This is a genomic window from Actinoplanes sp. NPDC051537 (genome assembly GCF_055586105.1).
Genome location: NZ_JBVJIU010000027.1, coordinates 98,022 through 119,037, shown reverse-complemented (window position 1 = coordinate 119,037; position 21,016 = coordinate 98,022). Strand labels below are relative to the sequence as shown.

Genomic DNA, 21,016 nt, shown 5'->3' with positions numbered 1-21,016 from the left:
CGTTTTGTGAGCCTTCTTCGGCGCGTGCGGGTGACCACCCGGCTCGTGGCCGGGTTTCTGCTGCTGTCGTTCTGCGTGGTGGCCATCTGGGCGGCCGCGCTGTGGTCGGCAAACGGCACCCGGGCCACGGCGGTCTCGCTGGCCGCGGCGGCGGCCAAGCTCGACGCGGCGCAACAGCTCAAGTTCCGGGTCACGGACATCAGTGGCTGGCAGGCGGGGTACGCGTTCGACGTCGTCCGCGGCGAGGCGAACGCGACCGAGGACACCGCCAAGTCGCGGGCCGCGTTCCTGGCGGCGATGGACAGCTTCACGCACGAGCTCGACTTCCTGGCCGCCCTGCCGCTGACCGCCTCCGAGCAGGCCGACGTCGTGACGATCCGGGGCGGGTTCGCCAAGTTCGAGGACATGGACGACCGGGTGATCGCCGGCTATCGGGCGTCGACGCCGGCCGGGACCGCGGAGGCCAACTACCTGGTCGACGGGCCGGGGCTCGACCTGTACGCGGTGATCGCGGGCGGCGTGAACCGGCTGCTCGGCAGCGCCCGGCAGCAGGAGGCCCGGGCGCATCACGTGTCGGACTCGACGGCGGCCCGCACCCGGAACGTGGCCACCGTGGTGGGCAGCCTGGCGCTGCTGGTCTCGGTGGTGCTGGCGATCGTGCTGGCGCTGTCGATCATCCGGCCGCTGGGGGCTCTCGGTGACCGGCTCGCGGACATCGCCGAGGGCGAGGGCGACCTGACGCGGCGGCTCGACACGTCGGGGCATGACGAGCTGACCGGGGTGAGCCGGTCGTTCAACACCTTCGTCGAGAAGATCGCCTCGACCGTACGGGAAATCGGCTCGTCCGCCGCGACGGTGGCGCACGCCAGCGAGACCCTCACCACGACCGCCATCCAGATCATCGTGAACGCCAAGGCCACGTCCCATCGGTCGGGCGAGGTCGTGAACGCCGCCGACGAGGTCTTCGGGAACGTCCGCATGGCCGCCACCGGGGCCGAGGAGCTGGGCGGCTCGTTGCAGCGGATCGCGGGCACCGCGGGCGAGGCGGCGAAGGTCTGCGAGCAGAGCATGGCGGCGGCGCGGGCGACGCAGGAGGTGGTCGGCCGGCTGGCCGGGTCGAGCCGGCAGATCGGCGAGATCGTCCAGGCGATCACGGCGATCGCCCAGCAGACGAACCTGCTCGCCCTGAACGCGACGATCGAGGCGGCCCGGGCCGGCGAGTCGGGCAAGGGCTTCGCGGTCGTGGCCGGCGAGGTGAAGGAGCTGGCCCAGGAGACCGAGGGCGCGACCGACGACATCACGGCCAAGGTGCAGAGCATCCAGCAGGACACCGGGCTGGCCACCGAGGCGATCGGCCAGATCGTCGAGATCACCGGCCGGCTGAGCGAGTTCCAGGCGACGATCGCGACGGCCGTACGCGAGCAGTCGGCCACCACCGACGAGATCAACCGGACGATCACGCAGTCGAGCACGAGCTCCGGCGACATCGCCGCCAACATCGCGACCATCTCGTCGGGCGCGCGCACCACGACCGACGGCGTCATCGAGATCCAGCACGCGACGGTGGAGCTGTCCGAGCTGAGCAACGGGCTGCGTACGCTCGTGGGCCAGTTCCGGGTCTGAGGTTCTCAGTCGTCGAGCTCCCGCAGGACCTGCTGGGCGATCCGGAACGCCGTGTTCGCGGCCGGCACCCCACAGTAGATCGCGGACTGCAGCAGCACTTCCTTGATCTCGTCGTTGCTGAGCCCGTTGGTCCGGGCCGCCCGCACGTGCATGGCGAGCTCCTCGTGGTGCCCGAGCGCCACCAGCGCGGTGAGGGTGATCATCGAGCGACTGCGGCGGTCCAGGCCCGGTCGGGTCCAGATCTCTCCCCACGCGTACGCGGTGATCAGCTCTTGAAAGTCCTCGGTGAACGGCGTCGTGCCCGCCACCGCCCGGTCGACATGGGCGTCGCCGAGCACCTGCCGCCGGACCGCCATCCCGGCCGCCCGCACGTCTTCCCTCGCCCGCCACCTCTCGCCGCCGCGCGCCCGGATGCCGCCGGTGACGCCCTCGTCGCGTACGCCGCCGAAGTGCCCGTCCATCAGCGAGGCCACGGTGGCCGGCGCCTCGGCCGGCGCGAGATGGGCGACGCCGTCGAGCGTCACGAGCTCGCCGTGCCGCACGTTCCCGGCGATGAGGGCGAGCCCGTCCGGCGGCGTGGGCAGGTCGTCGACGCCGGCGAGCGCGAGCACCGGCGCCTCGATCGCCCCGAGCCGTTCCCGCACGTCGAAGGTCGCGAGCGCCTCACACACCAGCGCGTAGCTCTCCGGGTCGGCGCCCCGCAGCGCGTCGATCAGCTCCCGGGCGACCTCCGGCTCCTTCTCCGGAAAGCCCGGCGAGAACCACCGCTGGATCGACCCGGCCACGACCGCCTGGGTCCCTTCGGCGCGCACGGTCTCGGCCCGCTGACGCCACCCACCGGCCTCGCCGATCTTCGCCCCGGTGCACACGAGTACGGCCGACTCGACCCGCCCGGGCGCGTCCAGCAGCAGTTGAAGCCCGACGGCCCCGCCGACCGAGTCGCCCGCGTACCGGAACGTCGCACCCGGCCGGATCCGGTCGACCAGCTCGAGCACCGCCTTGGCCAGTCCCGGAACCCCGAACCCGGCGGTGGCCGGCTCGCCCTGCCCGTGCCCGGGGAGTTCCCACCCGACGACGTGGTAGCCGCCGGTGAGCAGCCGGGCGCAGCGCCCCCAGAGGGACTCGACCGAGGTGCCGAGGGAGGGTCCGAGCAGCAGAAGGGGCCGGTCGGGCGCGTCGACCAGAGTGACGGCCGTCAGCATGTGGTCACCGCCGCAGGTGTGGACAGGCCGCGAGAAATGTCGTACGCGGGCCGTAATGTCGCCCCACCCAACGAGGGTGGGGTGGGGAACGCGGCGGCCACGGTCAGCATGGCTTCACCTCCGCGCGGGCCAGGGCGGCGTCGATGATCTCGTCGGCGGCGCCCAAATACGGCCCTTCCGCGCCGAGCTTGTCGCGCTCGGCGTCTATTCCGGGGCGGGCGGCGGCCAGCGTCGCTGCCATGCGGTCGGCGTTCACGTGCAGGCCGGCCAGCAACTCGGCGGTCTGGTCGGCGGCCACGACCGTGCGGCGGGCCAGGGTTCGCAGGGTGGCCCATTCGACGTGCCAGGCGCCGTCGGGGCGTTCGTCGATCATGGCGGCGGCGGCCGTGTGCATGGTGGCGGCCAGTGGGGGCGCGGCCAGGGCGGCGCGGCGGATCAGCACCGAGAGCACCGGATTCCGCTTGTTGGGCATGGCCGAGGAGCCACCCCGCCCCTCGACCGGGGACTCCGACAGCTCGCCGATCTCGGGCCGGCTGCCGAGCAGCACGTCGTTGGCGATCTTGCCCCAGGCGTCGGTGCACGTCACCATCGCGTCGGCGGCCCGGGTGAACGGGCCGCGGGCGGTGTGCCACGGCATCGAGACCCCGAGGCCGAGAATCTCGGCCGTCCGGGCGGCGGACGAGAGGGCGCCGCCGGGGGACCCGAGCACCACCGCCGGCGCGGCGAGACTTCCGGCGGCGCCGCCGATCTGCACGGGGAAGCTCAGCGCGCCGACGGCGTCGCGAGCATCGAGAACGGCGGTCAGCCAGCCGGCTGCCTTGAGGCCGAACGTCGTCGGCACGGCATGCTGCGTCAGCGTGCGCGCCGCCATCCGGGTTCCGCGGTGCCGATCCGCCGTCGCTGCGATATTTCCGATTTGTTCCGATAAAAGCGCGCTTACCCGGTCGAGCGCCGCTCGCAGAGCCAGCATGAGCGCGGTGTCCAGCACATCCTGACTGGTCAGCCCGGCATGCAACCCGGCCGGCGCGCCCCGCTCCCGCAGCAGCTTCAGCAGCGGAATGACCGGATTGCCCCCGCCTTCCGCTTCGCCCGACAAATCAGACAAGTCCGCGGAGGCGTCGACGAGCGAGGACAGCGAAGCGGGCACGCCACGAGCCGCCAGCCACGCCTCCTCGACGCGGATCATCGCGGCCAGCACGGCCGCGTCGGTGAACAGGTCGCCGGCCCGGGCGTCGCCGGGCCAGAGCAGGTCGCTCATGCCCAGACGCCACGGTGTTTCGGGAAGCTGAGGAACACGGTCTCCCGCGGTCCCTGCAGGTGGATGTCGAAGACCAGGCCCGCGTCGTCCCGGGTGGTGATCAGCGTGTCCCGGCGGGCGGGATCGACCGCGTCCAGCAGCGGGTCGGCGCCGAAGACGCCGGGGCCGGGCAGGTACGCCCGGGTGAACAGCCGGTCGAGCAGGCCGCGGGCGAAGACGGTGACGGCGAAGAACGGCGGCCGGCCGGGCTGGGTCTCGCCCGGTTCGAGGGTCGAGAACCAGTAGTGCCCGTCGGCGTCGGTCGCGGCCCGGCCGAAGCCGGTGAACGTCCACCCGTCCCGGCGCAGCGACCCGGGCACCCGGCACACCTTGCCGGCGGGGTCGGCCTGCCAGATCTCGATCAGCGCGTCCGGCACGGGGACGCCGTCGCCGTCCAGGACGCGGCCGTGCAGCCGGATCGCCCCGGCGCGGCCGGGCGGCACCAGGGCGTTCCCGCCCTCGTACGGCAGCCCGAGGTGGAAGAACGGGCCGACGGTCTGTCCGGGCGCGGCGGTCACGCGGGCTCCTCGTGGTCCGTGTCGAGCGGGGTGCGGTGACTGCCGGTCAGCACGATGTCCCAACGGTAGCCGAGGCTGACCTCGGGACTGGTCAGGTCGTGCTCGTAGGTCGCGATCAGCGCCTCCCGCGCCTTGGGGTCGGTCACCGACTGGAAGATCGGGTCGTACGGGAACAGCGGGTCGCCCGGGAAGTACATCTGGGTGATCAGGCGCTGGGTGAAGTCGGTGCCGAACAGCGAGAAGTGGATGTGCGCCGGCCGCCAGGCATTCAGATGATTCCGCCACGGGTACGGCCCGGGCTGGACAGTGGTGAAGCGGTACCACCCGTCCGCGTCCGTGAGGCAGCGGCCCTGACCGGAGAAGTTCGGATCGAGCGGCGCCGGGTGCTGGTCGCGCAGGTGCGCGTACCGGCCGGCCGCGTTCGCCTGCCAGATCTCCACCAGCTGGTGCGGCACCGCTCGCCCGTCGCCGTCCAGCAGACGGCCGCTGACCGTGATCCGGGAGCCCTGCGGCTCGCCCGCGTGCTGAATGGTCAGGTCGGCCTCGGCGTCGCCGACGTCGGAGTGCCCGAAGCAGGGCGCCCACAGCTCGACGCCCTCGGGGTCGGCGGGCTGCGGCGACTTGGTCGGATGACGCAGGATGCTGCTGCGATAGGCCGGGTAGTCGAGGCGCGGCTGGTGCTCGTGCGAGCCTCCCTGGCCGTCCTGGATCTCGCGGCTGATGTCCGCCTGGGTGGTCGTCACCAACCCGACGCTAGGCCCCCGGCACGCCGGGCGCGATACTGAGCTTCCACTGAACGGAAGGCAAGGGAAGGACAGCCATGCCGGCCAGCGTCACCTCGCGCGCCCTCGCCCTGCTCGGCGCGTTCGACCCCGACCACCGCACGCTCACGCTCAGCGCGCTGGCCCGGCGCTCGGGCCTGCCGCTGGCCACCGCGCACCGGCTGGTCGGCGAGCTGCGCGCGTGGGGCGCCCTGGCCCGGCTCGACTCGGGCGAGTACGTGATCGGCCGCCGCCTCTGGGACCTGGGTCTGCTGGCGCCGGTGCAGGCGGGACTGCGCCAGGCGGCCTCGCCCTTCCTCCATGACCTGTACGGCGCGACGCTGGCCACGGTGCACCTGGCGGTCCGGGACGGCATCGAGGTGCTCTACATCGACCGCCTCTCCGGGCACGTGTCCGTGCCGGTGGTCAGCAAGATCGGGTCCCGTCTTCCCATGCATGCCACCGGAGTCGGCAAGGTGCTCCTCGCGTACGCGCAGGAGGAAGTTGTCGCCGAAGTTCTGGGGAAGCTCACCCGGGTGACGCCCTACACGATCACGCAGCCGGCCCGGCTGCTGGAGCAGATCCGGCGGGTGCGCGCCGAGGGCTACGCGACCACCGGCGAGGAGATGAGCCTGGGCGCCTGCTCGGTGGCGGTGCCGGTGCGCGGCGCGGGCGGCGAGGTGGTCGCCGCGCTCGGTCTGGTGGTGCCCGACCTGCGGCGCGAACGTGCCCGGCTGGTGTCGGCGCTGCAGGTCGCGGCCCAGGGCATCACCCGGGTGCTGAGCGACTCCGCTTCCACCCAGTGGAAATAGGGCCTTGCCCGGGGCGGGACCGGAAAGGTTGGCTGGGACCATGCGTACCCAGGTCGCCATCATCGGCGCGGGCCCCGCCGGCCTGCTCCTCTCCCACCTGCTCGCCCGCGGCGGCGTCGACTCGGTGGTCCTCGAGACCCGAAGCCAGGAGTACGTGGCGTCGCGGATCCGGGCCGGCATTCTCGAGCAGTCGAGCGTCGACCTGCTCACCGAGGTGGGGCTGGGCGACCGGCTGCGGGCCGAGGGGCACGAGCACCGCGGCATCTACCTGCAGTGGCCGGGCGAGCGGCATCATCTCGACTTCGTCGATCTGACCGGCCGGACGGTCTGGGTCTACGGCCAGACCGAGGTGCAGAAGGACCTGGTGGCGGCCGGTACGGCGGACGTGCGCTACGAGATCACCGAGACCACGCTGCACGACGTCGAAACCTCTCGGCCGTACGTGACGTACGTCGACGCCGGGGGAACGGCCCAGCGGCTGGACGCCGACGTGATCGCGGGGTGCGACGGGTCGTTCGGGCCGAGCCGCAACGCGGTGCCGGCCGAGACTTTCGAGCGGACGTACCCGTACAGCTGGCTCGGGATTCTGGCCGATGTCGCGCCCTCGACCGACGAGCTCATCTATGCCTGGCACCCCGGCGGCTTCGCCCTGCACTCGATGCGCTCCCCCACCGTGAGCCGCCTCTACCTGCAGGTTCCCAACGGCACCGACCCGGCGTCCTGGCCCGACGACCGGATCTGGGAGGAGCTCGCGCGGCGGCTCGGGCACGGGCAGGACGGCTGGAAGCTCACCCCCGGCCCGATCACCGACAAGAGCGTGCTGCCGATGCGCAGCTACGTGCAGACGCCGATGCGGCACGGGAACCTCTTCCTGGCCGGGGACGCCGCGCACATCGTGCCGCCGACCGGCGCCAAGGGGCTGAACCTGGCGATCGCCGACGTGACGCTGCTGGCCAAGGCCCTGACCGCCCGATTCAAGGACCATTTCGACGGGCTCACGGACTCGTACTCCGACGACGCCCTGCGCCGCGTCTGGCGGTGCACGCACTTCTCCTGGTGGATGACGACCATGCTGCACATCGGCGACGACCCGTTCGACGCGCAGCTGCAACTCTCGCAGCTGCGGTGGGTCACGTCCTCGAATGCCGGGGCGACCGGTCTCGCCGAGAACTACGCGGGGCTGCCGATCGGGTTTTAGTCGTCACCAGAACCGCCAGCGCGGTGGTGACCGGCACCCGGCGCCGGCGGTGCCGGCGGCGGGACTGGCCGGGGTGGTGCTGCCCGGGTGCGAGTGCGGCAGCGTGCCGATCGCCGGTTCGCTGATTCGCCGGGGCGTGACGCCGGCCGCGGCCCTGGCCTTCCTGCTGGCCGCCCCGCGATCAACCCGATCGTGCTGACCGCGACGGCGGTGGCCTTCCCCGGCCGTCCCGGGATGGTGGTGGCGCGGGGTGCGGCCGGCCTGGTCGTGGCCATGGAGATGGGCTGGCCGGCGCCGCAACCGGGGCGGTCCTGCTGTGATCCCCGGCGCCGTGCCCAGCCGCGGCGGCGTGCCCAGCCGCGGCGGCGTGCCCAGCCGCGGCGGCGTGCCCAGCCGCGGCGGCGTGCCCAGCCGCGGCGGCGCTTGTGCGATCCCCGGCGCTTTCGGGGCGGGGCGTAGATGAGCCGGCTCACGCAGGCGGTGGTCCTGCTTCTGGTCGGCGGCGCGATCCTGCGGGCCTCGCCCACCGACCTCTACCTGCGCTACGTGAAGGAGGGGCTGCGGCCGTTCCTCGTCGCCGCCGGGATGTTGCTCGTCGCCGCCGTGATGACGCTCTGGGACTCGCTCCGGAGCGGTGCTCCGCATCCGGCGGCGGAAACGGAACAGGGCTCCGATTCCGCGGAGGCCGACGACGACGGGCATGGCCACGGGCATCACGAGCCGCGGGTGGGAGGGCTGCTGATTCTGCCGGTGCTCGGGCTGCTGCTGGTGGCGCCGCCGGCGTTGACATCGCCTGGCATGTGCTGGATCTGGGTACGGCGCAGGGCCGCCGCGGCGTCAAACCGCGGCGGCCCTTGACCGGGTGGTGGCTCCCGGTCAGGTGGTGCAGGCCGCGCCGTTCAGGGTGTAGCCGGTGGGGGCGGCGGCGTTGCCGGTGTGCGTGGCCTGGTAGCCGATCGTGGTCGAGCCGCCGGCCGGCAGGGCGCCGTTGTAGGACACGTTGGTGGCCGTCACCTGGCCGCTCTTCGGGTTGTACGAGGCGTTCCAGCCGTTCGTGATGGTCTGGCCGGACGGCAGCGTGAACGCCAGGCTCCAGCCGTTGATCGCGGACGAGCTGGTGTTGGTGATCGTGATGTTCGCGGTCAGGCCGGTGTTCCAGGCGCTGATCTGCGGGGTGATCTTGCAGCCGGCCGGGGGCGGCGGGCTCATCGACGTGGTGGGCGGCACCGGGGAGGTCGTCGTGGGCGGCGGCGACGTGGGCGTGCTGCCGTCGAGGCCGAAGAACGCGATCGCGAGGCGGGCCTGGCCGGAGAGCGGCAGCGAGTGGCCGACGCCGGCGACGCTGATGCCCTCGACCGGCGCCTGCGTCGTGTTCGAGCCGTAGCGGGTACGGGTCCAGCCCGACTGCGGCGTGTCGGTGGCGACCGGCGTCTGGCTCACGCCTAGCACGTTCGTCCACTGCTTGATCTCTTCACCGAAGTTCGGGTACGCCAGCGTGGTGTCGGTCGTCCCGTGGAAGAGCTGCATCCGCGGCCGCCGGCCCGAGTAACCGGGGTACGCGCCGCGTACGAGATCGCCCCAGGCCTGCGGGGTTTTGATCGACTGACCGGCCGAGCAGGTGCTGTTCCAGCCCGCCTGGTTCGCCGGGTTGGTGGGATCGCCGGCCGAGGCCGCGAAACACGCGAACGGCACGCCCATGAAGGCGGCGCCCGCCGCGAACACGTCGGGATAGTCGCCGAGCAGGACGTTCGTCATCATGCCGCCCGAGGACGCGCCGCTGACGAAGGTGCGGTTCACGTCGGTGCCGTAGCGCTGCTGCACGTACCGGACCATCGACACGATGCCGGCCGGGTCGCTGTTGCCGTTGTGCGTGAGCGCGCCGGCCGAGGAGTTGTCGAAGCAGTTCCCGGACCGGGTGGCGGACGGGTAGATGACGATGAAGCCGTACTGGTCGGCGAGGGTGTGGAACTCGGTGCCGGAGTAGAACGCGGGGCCGTTGCCGGTGCAGTAGTGGACGGCGACCAGCAGGCCCGGGTTGGCGGCGAGGCGGTCCGGCACGTACAGGTACATGCCGAGGCCGGTCGGGTTGGTGCCGAAGTTGGTGATCTGCTGAAGGGAAGCGGCGGCGGCCGGCGAGGCCTGGAGGGTCACCAGCCCGAGGGCGACCGTCGCCGCGGCGGCGAGGCCGGCGAGCAGTTTCTTCATGGCGGGTCCTTAGACAGAAGGGGTGGGTGCGGCCGCGGAACACCGGACGGGGGAGGTTCCGCGGCCGCGACCCTTCATCGGGCGGTGCAGGTAGGCGTTCCGGACGGGCCGGTGCCCGTGCCCTGGAACCCGAACTCCGTGTACTGCCCGGCCGCGACCGAGCCGTTGTAGCTGACGTTGGTGAAGCTCACCGCGCCGCTGCTGCCGCTCGCGGTGGCGTTCCACGAGTTGGTGATCGCGGCGCCGCCGGGCAGGGTGAGCCCGACGGTCCAGCCCTTGAGCCCGCTCGACCCGGCGGTCACCCGGATCGTCGCCACGAACCCGCCGTTCCACTGGTTGAGGGAGACCGTGGCACTGCAGCCGGCGCTCGACGGCGGCGGGCTGGAGGTGGGCGACGTCGGCGGCGTGGTGGGCGAGGTCGGCGGGGTGGTGGGCGACGTGGGCGGCGAGGTGGGCGGGGTGGTCGGGCCGCCGGCGTTCAAGGCGTTCAAGGCGGAGGTGTACGCGGCCTTCTTGTTGCCGCTGTTGTCGAACAGCAGCGGCGTGTCGCCCGAGCGCCACGAGTCCGAGTCGCGGATGCCCCACACGGTGATGCCGTTGCAGCGGGTCACCGCGAGGCAGGCCTTGACCACATTGGCGTACGTGTTGGCCTGCGCCGTGCCCGACCCGGCGATGTCCAGCTCGGTGATCTGCACGTCGACGCCCAGATCGGCGAAGCGCTGCAGGTTCGCCTGGTAGTCACCGGGCAGCGGGGACGCCGAGTTGATGTGCGACTGGAAGCCGACGCAGTCGATCGGCACGCCGCGGGCCTTGAAGTCCTTGACCATGTTGTAGACCGCGGTCGACTTCGCGTTGACGCCGTCGGTGTTGTAGTCGTTGTAGCAGAGCTTGGCGGTCGAATCGGCGGCTCGCGCGGTCTTGAACGCGACCTCGATCCAGTCGTTGCCGGTGTTCTGCAGGTTCGACGAGCGGCGCGAGCCGTCGCCGTTGTCGGAGAACGCCTCGTTCACCACGTCCCACGAGAAGATCTTGCCCTTGTAGTGGGTGGCGACGTTGGTGATGTGGTTGACCATGGCGTTGCGCAGCGCGGTGCCGGAGAGGCTCTGCACCCAGCCCGGCTGCTGCGAGTGCCAGGCCAGCGCGTGGCCGCGGATACGCATGTTGTGCGCCTGGGCGTGGCTGACGATCTGGTCGGCGCTGGAGTACGAGAACGAGTTCTGCGAGGGCTCGGTGGCGTCCCACTTCATCTCGTTCTCGGGGGTGACCATGTTGAACTCGCGGTCGAGGATCGTCGAGTAGACGCTGTCGCTCAGCTTGTAGGCGGCGACGGCGGTGCCGAAGTAGCGGCCGGTGGCGGCCGCCGAGGCGCCGAGCGTGGTGGCCGCATCGGCGTTGCCCGCCGCCAGCAGCACGGAGCCGGCGGCGGCCAGGACGGCCGCGGTGGCGGAGATCGAAGCGGCGAGGACGCGCCGCCGGGGGGAACGGTTCATGATTCCTTCCAGCTGTGCAGGGGGACGGTGAAACCGATACAGCAGAAAGTGATCCGGATCGATCGAAACATTAACGGCATGTACCGGTAATCACAACCTCTTGCTTTCTGGCACTCGTCCGTGGGCGCGCTCCCATATTGCCGGTCTGTCCGCATATCGCACACTAAGCCGGACATAACGATGCGCCGCGATCTCCGGAAGTTTCGGAGACGTGAACTGATTCGTTTCAGTGCGAACACATATTGCGATTAGACCATTTTTATTGAAAACGATTACCGTTTCGGCCATGAAGGCCAAGAACGCTGTGAACGCCATGGACGCCAAGCACGGGTACGCCAGGCGCCGCCTGCCCCTCGCGGTGGCTCTCGCCGCCCTGCTCCTCGCCGCCGGCTGCGACTCGACGAGCTCGGCCGCCGCCGAGAGCGCCGCCGAGAGCGCCGCCGAGAGCGCCGGCGCCCCGGTACCGGTCGTGGCCACCACGCCCCAGGTCGCCGACTTCGTGCGCACCATCGGCGGCGGCGACGTCAAGGTCACCCAGATCGTCAAGCCCGGCGTCGACCCGCACGACTACGAGCCCACCCCCGCCGACATGCAGGCGATCGCGACCGCCCGGCTGGTCGTCAAGAACGGCGTCGGCCTCGAGAAGTGGCTCGACCGGACGATCTCGTCGGCCGGTTACGACGGGCCGGTGGTCGACGCCGGCCGGGGCGTGACGCTGCGCGTCGAGGACGGCGGCGAGCAGGACCCGCACATCTGGCACAACCCGCTGAACGCCAAGATCATGGTCGCGGACATCGAGAAGGGCCTGGCGGCCGCCGACCCGTCGCGCGCGGCCGCGTTCGCGACGAACCTGGCGGCCTACGACGCCGAGCTGGACCAGCTGGACGCCGGCAATCTGGCCGCGTACGGGAAGATCCCGCCCGCCCGGCGCAAGCTCGTCACCAACCACGACGCCTTCGGGTACTACGTGGATCGCTACCGGCTGGAGTTCGTCGGCTCGGTGATCCCGAGCATGGACACGTCGGCCGAGCTCTCGGCCAAGCAGCTCACCGACCTGGTCGCCAAGATCAAGGAGACCGGGGTGAAGGCCGTCTTCACCGAGAGCTCGCTGCCGCCGAAGACCGCCGACGCGATCGCCGCGCGGGCCGGCGTGCAGGTCATCGGCGGGGACGACGCCCTCTACGGCGACAGCCTCGGACCGGCGGGCTCCCCCGGCGCGACCTACCTGGGCGCCGAGCGGCACAACACGCAGACCATCGTCGCCGCGCTGGCCGGCTGAGATGGGGATGGCCTTGCGGCTCGAGGGCTGCGATCTCGGCTACGGCGCGCAGATCGTGCTCCGCGACGTGTCGCTGGGGGTGCGGGCCGGCGAGACCCTCGCGCTGGTCGGCCCCAACGGCGCCGGGAAGTCCACTCTGATCAAGGCGGTGGCCGGCCTCGCGTCGGTCGCCGCCGGGTCGCTGGAGGTCATCAAGCCGATCGCGTACGTGCCTCAGGCGGCCGTGGTCGAGCCCGATTTCCCGGTGACCGCGTCGCAGGTGGCCCTGATGGGCGCCTACCACCGCCTGGGGTGGTGGCGCCCGACCCGCCGCGCCGACCGCCGCGCCGCGCTCGCCGCCCTGGACCGGGTCGGGCTCGCCGATCGGGCCGGCCACCGGTTCGGGTTGCTCTCGGGCGGCCAGCGGCAGCGGGTGCTGGTCGCCCGGGCCTTGGTCGCGGCGCCGCGGCTGTTGCTGCTGGACGAGCCGTTCAACGGGGTCGACGCCGTGAGCCGGGACGCGATCCTGGACGTCCTGGCCGAGCTGACCGCGGCCGGGTGCGCGGTCGTGATCAGCACCCACGACCTCGATCTCGCCCGCGCGCACGCCGACCAGGTCTGTCTGCTGAACGGGCAGGTGCACGCCGTGGGCTCGCCGTCGGCGACGCTGACCGAGCCGCTGCTGCGGTCCGCGTACGGCGGGCTCGTGACGCTGTGACCACGCCGTTCATGCTGCGGGCGCTGGGCGAGCTGCTGCTGCTGGCCGCGCTGTGCGGCCCGGTCGGGGCGTTCGTGCTGGTGCGGCGGCTGTCGTTCGTGACCGACGCGCTGACGCACACGGTCTTTCCCGGCGTGGTCGTCGGGTTCCTCGCCGGCGGCGCCGACGGGGTGTTCCTCGGGGCGCTGGTGGCCGGGGTGCTCACGGCGGTGGCGCTGACGGCGCTCGGGTCGGGCGGGCTGAGCGCGGACGCGGCCACGGCGGTGCTGCTGACGGGCATGTTCGCGGTCGGCGTCGTGCTGGTGTCGCGGCGTTCCTCGTACGCGTCGGATCTCACCGCCTTCCTGTTCGGCCGGATCCTGACCGTCACCCCGCGGCAGCTCGCGGAGACGGCCGTGCTCGGGGTGGTGGTGCTCGGGATGCTCGCCGCCGGCGGCCGCCAGTTCCTGTTCCGGGCGTTCGATCCGGACGCGGCGGCCGCGGCCGGGTTCCGGGTGGCGCGGCTCGACCTGTGGCTCAACCTGATCGTCGCGCTGGTGGTGGTCGCGGCGATGCGCGCGGTCGGGACCGTGCTGGTGGTGGCGCTGCTGGTGGTGCCGGCCGCGGCGGCCCGGCTGCTCACGGCCCGCTTCGTGCCGATCATGCTGATCGGGACCGGCCTGATCGCCGGGGCGGGCTGGCTCGGGCTGTGGCTGAGCTGGACGGCGTCGGTCGACCACGGCTGGCGGCTGACGTCGGCGTCCACCGTGGTCCTGCTGCTGGTGGGCGCCTACCTGGTGGCGTTGCCGATCGGCCGGTGGGCCCGATGATCTGGGGGGCTCGATGATCTGGTGGGCCGAGGCGGTGCTCGTCGGGGCGCTCGGTGGGCTGGTCGGCGTGCAGGTCGTGCTGCGGCGGCTGTCGTTCTTCACGATGGCGCTGACCCACGCCTCGTTTCCCGGGGTGGTGGCCGCGGCCATCCTCGGGATCAACATCTATCTCGGCGGGGCGGTGGCCGGCGCGATCGTGGCGGTCGGCGTCGCGGCGCTCGGCCGGCGGCGGGGCCAGGGCTCGGCGGCGGCCACCGGGGTGCTGCTGGCGGGCGGGTTCGCGCTCGGGGTGGGACTGGTCGCCACCCGCGACGGGTTCGCGATCGACCTGTCGGAGTTCCTGGTCGGCTCGATCGTGACGGTCACCGGCCGGGACGTGGCGACGACCGCGGCGGTGCTCGTGGCGGTCGCCGTCGTCCTCGCGGTGCTGGGCCGGCCGCTGCTCTTCGGCGGATTCGATCCCGAAGGGGCACAAGCTTCCGGCGTACGGACGAAAGCCGTTGATCTTGCTTTGCTGCTCGTGATCGAGGTGGTCGTGGTGACGGTCGTGCCGGCGGTGGGAACCATCCAGGCTGTGGCCCTGCTCGTCGCGCCCGCGGCGGCGGCCCGGACCCTGACGTCGCGGCTGGGGCTGCTGACGCCGCTCGCCATGGCGATCGGGATGGCGAGCGGCGTGCTGGGCCTGGCCGTCTCGACGCGGTGGAACGTGGCCGCGGGCGCGGCGATCACGCTGTGCGCGACGGGGTTCCTGCTCGCCGCGATGGCAGTGGGCGGGTGGCGCCGAGGCGTGCGAGCGGCGCCAGCGATCCCAGGATGAGCAGGGCCGCGGCCGGGAGCAGGTCGAGGTTGACGCTGATCGCCGTGTAGCCCAGGAAGAACAGCATCGGGCTCCAGACCGGCAGCCGGCCGGCCGCGACCTGGATGCTCAGCAGGGCGATCGTGCCGAGGACGAAGAGGATCGGGCCGGCCACCTGGAGCGGGCCGGGCAGATCCGGGAAGCCGGCGTTCAGGTCGCCGATGATCACCCAGATCATGCCGGCCTCGCCGGCGATGGCGGCGGTCGCCGCGACCAGGGCGATGCGGCGGGTGCGGGTGGCGCGGCGGTAGAGGGCCACGGCGAGCGCCACGAACAGCAGCATGGAGGCGAGGAAGCAGACGTGTCCGACGTCCCAGGCGGGACCGCCCTTGCGGTGCCCGTCGAGGCCGTCGATCCAGCGCAGGACGCCGTACGCCAGCAGGAGGCCCGGCGCGGCGAAGGCCATCAATCTCATGTCGTGAGCCTAGGAACGGGCTTACCCGAGCCGACATCGGTGAAGTCCCTGCCCCGCCCCCTAGGGATGACGACGGCGGCCACTACGGGGAAGACGGCGGCGGCCCCGAACGCGGCGCCGTACCCGGCGCTCCCGGCGAGCACCGCCATGAGCGGCGCCGTGGCCGCGCCGACCAGGTTCTGGGCGGTGTTCTGGATGCCGAGCGCGCGGCCCGCCCAGGCGTGGCCGGCCTGCTCGGCGACGGCGGTGTAGGCGAGGCCGTTGGGGCTGACCGTGAGCACCCCGGCCACCAGCAGGGCAGCGACGTGACCGGTCGCGGCCAGGACGGCGACGGCGGCCGCGATCGCCACCGTGACCACGCGCATCGGGCGCAGCCGCGAGCCGGCCCGGTCCGACCACCAGCCGGCGGCGAGGCGCGCCGCGGCCCCGGCCGCCTGACCGGCGGCCAGCACGACGCCGGCCGCCGACGGGCGCCAGCCCTGCGCCTCGACCAGGAACACCAGGGCGAACGTGGCCACCGTCGCCTGCGGCACGACGAGCAGGGCGCTGGCGGCGTGGATCCGCCACAGGACCGGGACGCGGTAAGGGTTTCCGGCCCGCGGGCCGGCGCCCGGCCGGGCCGCCGGATCGCGGACGACCAGCACGGCGACCACGGCGGCCGAGAGGCAGAACAGGCCGAGGATCAGGAGCCCGGCGCGGGCCGGCGACGAGGGCAGCACGAGAGCGGCGAAGGCCACGCCGAGCGGCACCGAGGCCTGCCGGATGCCCATGGCCAGGCCGCGCTCGTGGGCGGCGAACCAGCCCAGGATCAGCCGGCCGCTGGAGGCGTTGACCGCCGCGCTCGCGGCGCCCGCCACGACGAGCCCGGCCACCGACGGCCGGGGAACGGCCAGCAGGACGGCGCCGGCCACGCCCAGCCCGGCGGTCATCACCCGGCGCTCACCCCAGCGGTCGGCGGCGGCGCCCCACGCGACCAGGGTGATCAGCAGGCCGGCCTGGGGTGCGCCGGCGAGCAGGCCGGCCCGGGCCAGCGTCATGCCCTCGGCCCGGAACGCCGGGATGAGGAACGGCAGGCCGAACTGGAACGCGCACCCGGCCGTGGTCGCGAGCAGGCCGGCCGCCAGGACCGCCCACCGTCTGCTTTTAACGCCGGGTCCATTTCGTCGTGCGCTCCGGGACCCGGATCAGGTCGAGGTCGACGCCCGCCCGCCGCGGCACGTAGTGGAAGCCGTTCTCGGACTCCGGGTCGTAATGGATGACCGCGTCGTTCTCGGCCAGGTTGGCCCGGAACAGCGAGAGCCGGTGCCGCTCGCGGTCGCTGAGCTTCGCCTCCGCCCGGGCCCGGGCCTCCAGGCGCAGCATCTCGGCCAGGTACGCCCGGCGATGCGGCGCCTCGACCCGCCACGGGATCAGGCTCTCATCCCGTACGTTCCGGGTCGAGACCCCCTGCCGCCGCCGGAAGTTCGACCACATGGCCACCGTGGTCTCGACCTCGTAGCGCTCCCGGTACTGCTCGATGATCCACTGATAGCTCTTGCCCTCGACGATCCACCCGCGCGCCTCGTCGACGTTCACGATCTTTCTAGCCGGCATGACCAGCCCTTCCCCCCGCATTCGCCCCCCAGCACAGCCGCCGTAGGATGCCAGACCCACTTTCGATCTTGAACCCCGGAGTGGCGAAGCTGACTATCACCGCGTCGGATAGTTGTCTCTTGGCGCCTTCAGTAGACGTCGCGGACGTAGCGCTTCTCGGTGGCCAGGCGCTTCACGTACTCGTCGGGGTCGACCCGGCCGTGGGTGGCGGCGATGTCCCGCAGGGCGCGATCCACGTCCCGGGCCATCCGGCTCGCGTCGCCGCACACGTAGAGGTGGGCGCCGTCCTGCAGCCAGCTCCACAGCTGGGCGCCGTGCTCGCGCATGCGGTCCTGGACGTACACCTTGCTGCGCTGGTCCCGGGAGAAGGCGAGGTCGAGCCGGGTCAGCACGCCGGAGGTCCGCAACGCCGCCAGCTCGTCGGCGTAGTAGAAGTCGGTGTCGCGGCGCTGCTCGCCGAAGAACAGCCAGTGCGACCCGGTCGCGCCCCGGGCCTGCCGCTCGCGGAGAAAGCCGACGAACGGCGCGACCCCGGTTCCCGGCCCGACCATGATCATCGGAGTGGCCGGGTCGGCCGGCGGCCGGAAATGCGGCGAGCGCTGCACGAAGACCGGCACCTCGGCGGCGGTGTCGGCCAGGAACGTCGAGCAGACGCCCTTGCGGGACGACCCACGCGGATTGTCGAACCGGACCACGGAGACGGTCAGGCTCACCCGCGAGGGGTCGGTCAGCGGGGTCGACGAGATCGAGTACAGCCGGGGCTGGAGACGCTTCAGGACGTCGGCCCACTCCTGGGCGGCGGCGCGCACCGGGTACTCGGCGATGACGTCGGCGGCCTGCCGGCCCCAGGACCACTTGGCCAGCTCGCCCTTGTTGTCGGGGCGCAGCAGCGTACGCAGGAACGGGTCGCCGGTCCGCTCGGCCAGGAACCGCAACAGGTCGGGGGTGATCCGGGTGATGTCCAGGTCCCCGCGGAGGGCGTCGGTGAGCGTACGGGCGCCGAGCTTGTCGATCTCCACCGTCTGGTCCGCGCGCAGGCCGGTCACCGCGAGCCATTCGCCCACCAGATCGGGGCAGTTGGTCGGCCAGACGCCGAGCGCGTCACCGGCTTCGTAGTCGAGCAGGCCGCCGGTGTCGAACGTGAACTGCCGCACCTCCTTGGCCGAACCCGGGCCGCTGAGCAGCTCGTTGCCGCAGAGCACGACGCTCAGCGGGGACGACCGGGTCGGTTGCGGCCGGGGCGCCGGAGGGGCGGGCGCGGTCAGGGCGACGACGACGCTTTCCAGCCAGCCGTTCGCGGCCTCCTCGAAGTCGGGCTCGCAGTCGACGCGCGGGGCGAGCCGGACGGCGCCGAGCTCGGCCAGCCGGTCGTCCAGGCGGCGGCCGTGCCCGCAGAAGTCGTCGTAGCTCGAGTCGCCGAGAGCGAGCACCGCATAGCGGCGGCCGTCGAGCCGCGGCGCGTCCTCTCCGGTCAGCGACTCCCAGAACCCGGCGCCGTTGTCCGGGGCCTCGCCGTCGCCGAACGTGCTGGTCACGATCAGCAGGTCGGCGTCGGTCTCGAGCAGCTCGGCGGCGGCGCCGTCCATGCCACGCAGGGTGGCGGCCCGGCCGGCGGCGGAGAGACGGCGGCCGACGGCCCGGGCGAAATCCTCGGCGTTGCCGGTCTGCGAGGCCCAGAGCACCTGCAGGGCACGGGTTTGGGACTTTGTTTCCCGTTCCGGTACGCCGGGGAGCGCCCCCGCGAGCAGACCGTTCAACCAGGATCGGGTCGCCGGAGTGAACGGCGCGTTGGCCGGGAGCATGGGCGGCAGGGGGCCGCGGGCCGCGCCGGCCAGAAAGCCGGCGAAGTAGTGCCGCTGCTCGTCATCGAGGACCGGTTGCGGGGGCAGGCCGAGCATGCCGTGCAGCACGGTTTCGCCGGTTGTGATCGCCGCGTTCGCCGCGGGTGCCTCCCCCACCCGTTCTGGGTGGGGGTCGGGATACGCCACCCCTACGACATTTTCCGCGGGATATCCACCGGCCGCCTCGCGCACCGGCGTCAGCGACACGGCGCACACCTTCAGCTCGGGCTGGAACGACAACGGATCCACGGCGTCGTTCGTGACGGCGTTGACGCTCACGTACTCGCCGAACAAATCGTTCCAGTGGAACGGCGCGAAACAGTTGCCCGGCATCACCCGGTCGGTGACGACGGCCGGCAGCACGGCCCTCCCCCGGCGCGACGCGATCTCGACCGGCGTGCCCTCGGCGATCCCCAGGCGGGCGGCGTCGGCGGGCGCCACCTCGACGAACGGGCCCGGGTTGAGCTTCGTCAGCTTCGCCACCTTGCCGGTCTTGGTCAGCGTGTGCCACTGGTGCTGCACCCGGCCGGTGTTGAGCACGAAAGGGAAGTCGTCGTCCGGCATCTCGGCGGCCGGCAGGTGCGGCCGGGCGTGGAACACCGCGCGCCCGTTCGGCGTCGCGAACGTCAGTGCCGGGCGGGTGCCGTCCGGGTTCGACCGCAGCGGCTGACTCACGCCGTCGTTGCGGTAGCGGATCGGGTTGCGCGCCGGAGCGGACGGCGCCACCGGCCACTGCAGCGGACCTTCCGCCAGTCGCTCGTAGCTGACGCCGCGCAGGTCGTAGCCCGTCTGCGGGTTCGCGAACTGCTTGATCTCCTCGAGGATCTCGGCCGCCGACTCGTACGCGAACTGCTCGCCGTGCCCCAGCTCGGCGGCGACCATCGCGATCAGCTTCCAGTCCGGCAAGGCCTCCCCCGGCGCGTCGACGGCCGGGTGCACGAGCGTCAGGTTCCGCTCGGAATTGATCATGATGCCGTCGGTCTCGGACCACATCGCGGCGGGCAGGGCGATGTCCGCGTACGCGTTGGTCTCCGTCTCGGCGAACGCGTCCTGCGTGATGACCAGCTCCGCCGCCTCGAGCCCCTCGATCACGGTCCGCCGGTTGCCGACCGACGCGACCGGGTTCGTGCAGATGATCCAGCACGCCTTGATGTGGCCGGCCGCCATCCGCTCGAACATCTCCACGGTGCCCTTGCCGACCTCGGTGCGCAGCGTCCCGGCGGGCAGCCCCCACGCGTTCTCGACGAAGACGCGGTCGGCCGGGGCCAGCACCGAACGCTGGCCGGGCAGCCCCGGACCCATGTAGCCCATCTCCCGGCCGCCCATCGCGTTCGGCTGGCCGGTGAGGGAGAACGGGCCACTACCCGTACGGCAGATGGCCCCGGTCGCGAGATGGAGGTTGCAGATCGCGTTGGTGTTCCACGTGCCGTGGGTGCTCTGGTTGAGGCCCATCGTCCAGAGGGTGACCCAGTTCCCGGCGCCGCCGATCCACGCGGCCGCCTGCCGGATGCCCTCCTCGGGCAGGCCGGTGACCTCGGCGACGTGCTCCGGCGGATATTCGGCCAGGAGCGACGGCATCGCCTCCCAGCCTTCCGTGTACGCGTCGATGAACTCCTCGTCGATGTCCTGCTGCTCCACGAGCAGGTGCAGCAGGCCGTTGAGCAGCGCCAGATCGGTGCCCGGGCGGATCGGCAGGAACAGGTCGGCCTTGTCGGCGGTGGCGCTGCGCCGGGGGTCGACGACGATCAGCTTGGCGCCGGCCTTGACCCGGTCCATCATGCGCAGGAACAGGATGGGGTGGCAGTCGGCCATGTTCGCGCCGATGACCAGGAAGACGTCGGCGCGGTCGAGATCGTCGTAGGAGCCGGGCGGGCCGTCGGCGCCGAGCGACAGCTTGTATCCGGTGCCGGCGCTGGCCATGCACAGGCGCGAGTTCGACTCGATCTGGTTGGTGCCGATGAAACCCTTCGCCAGCTTGTTCGCCAGGTACTGGGCCTCGAGCGTCATCTGACCGGACACATAAAGGGCAACGGCATCCGGCCCGTACGTGTCGATGATGCCCTTGAGCCGCCGCCCGGCCTCGCCGATCGCCTCGGAGACCGGCACCGGTCGCGGCGCGCCCTCGCGCTCGTCGCGCAGCAGCGCCGTCGCCAGCCGCCCCGGCGCCGCCAGCAGATCGGCGCTGGTCGCGCCCTTCGTGCAGAGCCGCCCGGCGTTCGCCGGGTGTTCCCGGTCACCACGCACCTTGAGCGCGACGCGCCGTCCGCCCGGACCGCGCCCGACGTCGAGCACCATTCCGCAGCCCACGCCGCAATATCCGCAGACCGTCCGGACCTGCGTGAGCTCTTCGATCACGGGCTCGACGGTAGGTGGGGGCCGTTTCGCCGCGGTCACATCCCCGGTGTGCGCGGGGTTACCCG

Annotated in this window: 18 protein-coding genes and 1 pseudogene; 9 read left to right on the top strand and 10 right to left on the bottom strand. The window is 72.3% G+C overall.

What is annotated here, in order from left to right:
- The first annotated feature begins 6 nt into the window (after positions 1-6).
- On the top strand, positions 7-1,623 hold the full coding sequence (locus tag ACZ6TB_RS44700; protein ID WP_465566635.1) for a methyl-accepting chemotaxis protein: 1,617 nt from the start codon (positions 7-9) through the stop codon (positions 1,621-1,623).
- Positions 1,624-1,628: 5 nt separating this feature from the next.
- On the opposite strand, the gene pcaDC is transcribed toward ACZ6TB_RS44700, so the two are convergent.
- The 4 genes from pcaDC to pcaH all read right to left on the bottom strand — a co-directional run bounded on the left by pcaDC (position 1,629) and on the right by pcaH (position 5,383).
- Positions 1,629-2,825 (bottom strand): bifunctional 3-oxoadipate enol-lactonase/4-carboxymuconolactone decarboxylase PcaDC, encoded by a 1,197-nt coding sequence (gene pcaDC / locus ACZ6TB_RS44695; RefSeq protein ID WP_465566633.1) that lies wholly within the window; start codon positions 2,823-2,825, stop codon positions 1,629-1,631.
- A gap of 103 nt (positions 2,826-2,928) precedes the next feature.
- Complete coding sequence (locus tag ACZ6TB_RS44690) at positions 2,929-4,083, bottom strand: lyase family protein (RefSeq protein ID WP_465566631.1); 1,155 nt, start codon at positions 4,081-4,083, stop codon at positions 2,929-2,931.
- Positions 4,080-4,640 (bottom strand): protocatechuate 3,4-dioxygenase subunit alpha, encoded by a 561-nt coding sequence (pcaG, locus tag ACZ6TB_RS44685; RefSeq protein ID WP_465566629.1) that lies wholly within the window; start codon positions 4,638-4,640, stop codon positions 4,080-4,082. The genes ACZ6TB_RS44690 and pcaG overlap by 4 nt, the downstream gene beginning before the upstream one ends.
- Positions 4,637-5,383, bottom strand: a complete 747-nt coding sequence (gene pcaH, locus ACZ6TB_RS44680; RefSeq protein WP_465566626.1) for a protocatechuate 3,4-dioxygenase subunit beta — start codon at positions 5,381-5,383, stop codon at positions 4,637-4,639. The genes pcaG and pcaH overlap by 4 nt, the downstream gene beginning before the upstream one ends.
- Positions 5,384-5,460: 77 nt before the next feature.
- On the opposite strand from pcaH, the gene ACZ6TB_RS44675 reads away from it, so the two are divergent.
- The 4 genes and pseudogenes from ACZ6TB_RS44675 to ACZ6TB_RS44660 all read left to right on the top strand — a co-directional run bounded on the left by ACZ6TB_RS44675 (position 5,461) and on the right by ACZ6TB_RS44660 (position 8,269).
- Entirely contained in the window at positions 5,461-6,213 is a 753-nt protein-coding gene (locus tag ACZ6TB_RS44675) for an IclR family transcriptional regulator (RefSeq protein ID WP_465566624.1), read from the top strand.
- Between the two features lie 40 nt (positions 6,214-6,253).
- On the top strand, positions 6,254-7,411 hold the full coding sequence (locus ACZ6TB_RS44670) for a 4-hydroxybenzoate 3-monooxygenase (RefSeq protein ID WP_465566622.1): 1,158 nt from the start codon (positions 6,254-6,256) through the stop codon (positions 7,409-7,411).
- A 31-nt stretch (positions 7,412-7,442) separates the two neighbouring features.
- Positions 7,443-7,723, top strand: a pseudogene (locus ACZ6TB_RS44665) (permease); the annotation flags it as partial.
- Between the two features lie 147 nt (positions 7,724-7,870).
- Positions 7,871-8,269 (top strand): hypothetical protein, encoded by a 399-nt coding sequence (locus tag ACZ6TB_RS44660; protein WP_465566620.1) that lies wholly within the window; start codon positions 7,871-7,873, stop codon positions 8,267-8,269.
- An 18-nt stretch (positions 8,270-8,287) separates the two neighbouring features.
- Here the strand turns inward: ACZ6TB_RS44660 and ACZ6TB_RS44655 are convergent, their stop codons facing one another.
- Positions 8,288-9,616 carry an extracellular catalytic domain type 1 short-chain-length polyhydroxyalkanoate depolymerase gene (locus ACZ6TB_RS44655; protein ID WP_465566617.1) on the bottom strand — a complete coding sequence of 443 codons (1,329 nt, stop codon included), beginning with the start codon at positions 9,614-9,616 and terminating at the stop codon, positions 8,288-8,290.
- Positions 9,617-9,690: 74 nt separating this feature from the next.
- Entirely contained in the window at positions 9,691-11,106 is a 1,416-nt protein-coding gene (locus ACZ6TB_RS44650) for a glycoside hydrolase family 10 protein (protein ID WP_465566615.1), read from the bottom strand.
- A gap of 286 nt (positions 11,107-11,392) precedes the next feature.
- On the opposite strand from ACZ6TB_RS44650, the gene ACZ6TB_RS44645 reads away from it, so the two are divergent.
- Genes ACZ6TB_RS44645 through ACZ6TB_RS44630 form a run of 4 tightly spaced genes read left to right on the top strand, consistent with a single transcriptional unit; the run spans position 11,393 to position 14,708 of the window.
- The gene (locus tag ACZ6TB_RS44645) at positions 11,393-12,385 is read left to right on the top strand and encodes a metal ABC transporter substrate-binding protein (protein ID WP_465566612.1); all 993 of its coding nucleotides are present in this window, start codon (positions 11,393-11,395) and stop codon (positions 12,383-12,385) included.
- 7 nt (positions 12,386-12,392) lie between these two features.
- Entirely contained in the window at positions 12,393-13,082 is a 690-nt protein-coding gene (locus ACZ6TB_RS44640) for a metal ABC transporter ATP-binding protein (protein WP_465566609.1), read from the top strand.
- The gene (locus ACZ6TB_RS44635) at positions 13,079-13,891 is read left to right on the top strand and encodes a metal ABC transporter permease (RefSeq protein WP_465566608.1); all 813 of its coding nucleotides are present in this window, start codon (positions 13,079-13,081) and stop codon (positions 13,889-13,891) included. The genes ACZ6TB_RS44640 and ACZ6TB_RS44635 overlap by 4 nt, the downstream gene beginning before the upstream one ends.
- Positions 13,892-13,904: 13 nt before the next feature.
- On the top strand, positions 13,905-14,708 hold the full coding sequence (locus ACZ6TB_RS44630; RefSeq protein WP_465566605.1) for a metal ABC transporter permease: 804 nt from the start codon (positions 13,905-13,907) through the stop codon (positions 14,706-14,708).
- Here the strand turns inward: ACZ6TB_RS44630 and ACZ6TB_RS44625 are convergent.
- From ACZ6TB_RS44625 to ACZ6TB_RS44610, 4 genes are all read right to left on the bottom strand, one after another.
- On the bottom strand, positions 14,617-15,162 hold the full coding sequence (locus ACZ6TB_RS44625) for a hypothetical protein (protein ID WP_465566602.1): 546 nt from the start codon (positions 15,160-15,162) through the stop codon (positions 14,617-14,619). The genes ACZ6TB_RS44630 and ACZ6TB_RS44625 overlap by 92 nt on opposite strands.
- Positions 15,159-16,274, bottom strand: coding sequence for an MFS transporter (locus tag ACZ6TB_RS44620; RefSeq protein WP_465566655.1), 1,116 nt, complete (start codon positions 16,272-16,274; stop codon positions 15,159-15,161). The genes ACZ6TB_RS44625 and ACZ6TB_RS44620 overlap by 4 nt, the downstream gene beginning before the upstream one ends.
- A 31-nt stretch (positions 16,275-16,305) precedes the next feature.
- Positions 16,306-16,755, bottom strand: a complete 450-nt coding sequence (locus ACZ6TB_RS44615) for a hypothetical protein (protein WP_465566599.1) — start codon at positions 16,753-16,755, stop codon at positions 16,306-16,308.
- Positions 16,756-16,883: 128 nt separating this feature from the next.
- Complete coding sequence (locus tag ACZ6TB_RS44610; protein WP_465566596.1) at positions 16,884-20,951, bottom strand: molybdopterin-dependent oxidoreductase; 4,068 nt, start codon at positions 20,949-20,951, stop codon at positions 16,884-16,886.
- Positions 20,952-21,016: the final 65 nt, after the last annotated feature.

Bases quoted from the DNA above. Each gene is read 5' to 3' on its own strand.
- pcaDC (WP_465566633.1), bottom strand. From the start codon at position 2,825: ATGCTGACGGCCGTCACTCTGGTCGACGCGCCCGACCGGCCCCTTCTG.
- ACZ6TB_RS44690 (WP_465566631.1), bottom strand. From the start codon at position 4,083: ATGAGCGACCTGCTCTGGCCCGGCGACGCCCGGGCCGGCGACCTGTTC.
- ACZ6TB_RS44675 (WP_465566624.1), top strand. From the start codon at position 5,461: ATGCCGGCCAGCGTCACCTCGCGCGCCCTCGCCCTGCTCGGCGCGTTC.
- ACZ6TB_RS44670 (WP_465566622.1), top strand. From the start codon at position 6,254: ATGCGTACCCAGGTCGCCATCATCGGCGCGGGCCCCGCCGGCCTGCTC.
- ACZ6TB_RS44660 (WP_465566620.1), top strand. From the start codon at position 7,871: ATGAGCCGGCTCACGCAGGCGGTGGTCCTGCTTCTGGTCGGCGGCGCG.
- ACZ6TB_RS44655 (WP_465566617.1), bottom strand. From the start codon at position 9,616: ATGAAGAAACTGCTCGCCGGCCTCGCCGCCGCGGCGACGGTCGCCCTC.
- ACZ6TB_RS44650 (WP_465566615.1), bottom strand. From the start codon at position 11,106: ATGAACCGTTCCCCCCGGCGGCGCGTCCTCGCCGCTTCGATCTCCGCC.
- ACZ6TB_RS44645 (WP_465566612.1), top strand. From the start codon at position 11,393: ATGAAGGCCAAGAACGCTGTGAACGCCATGGACGCCAAGCACGGGTAC.
- ACZ6TB_RS44640 (WP_465566609.1), top strand. From the start codon at position 12,393: ATGGCCTTGCGGCTCGAGGGCTGCGATCTCGGCTACGGCGCGCAGATC.
- ACZ6TB_RS44630 (WP_465566605.1), top strand. From the start codon at position 13,905: ATGATCTGGTGGGCCGAGGCGGTGCTCGTCGGGGCGCTCGGTGGGCTG.
- ACZ6TB_RS44625 (WP_465566602.1), bottom strand. From the start codon at position 15,162: ATGAGATTGATGGCCTTCGCCGCGCCGGGCCTCCTGCTGGCGTACGGC.
- ACZ6TB_RS44615 (WP_465566599.1), bottom strand. From the start codon at position 16,755: ATGCCGGCTAGAAAGATCGTGAACGTCGACGAGGCGCGCGGGTGGATC.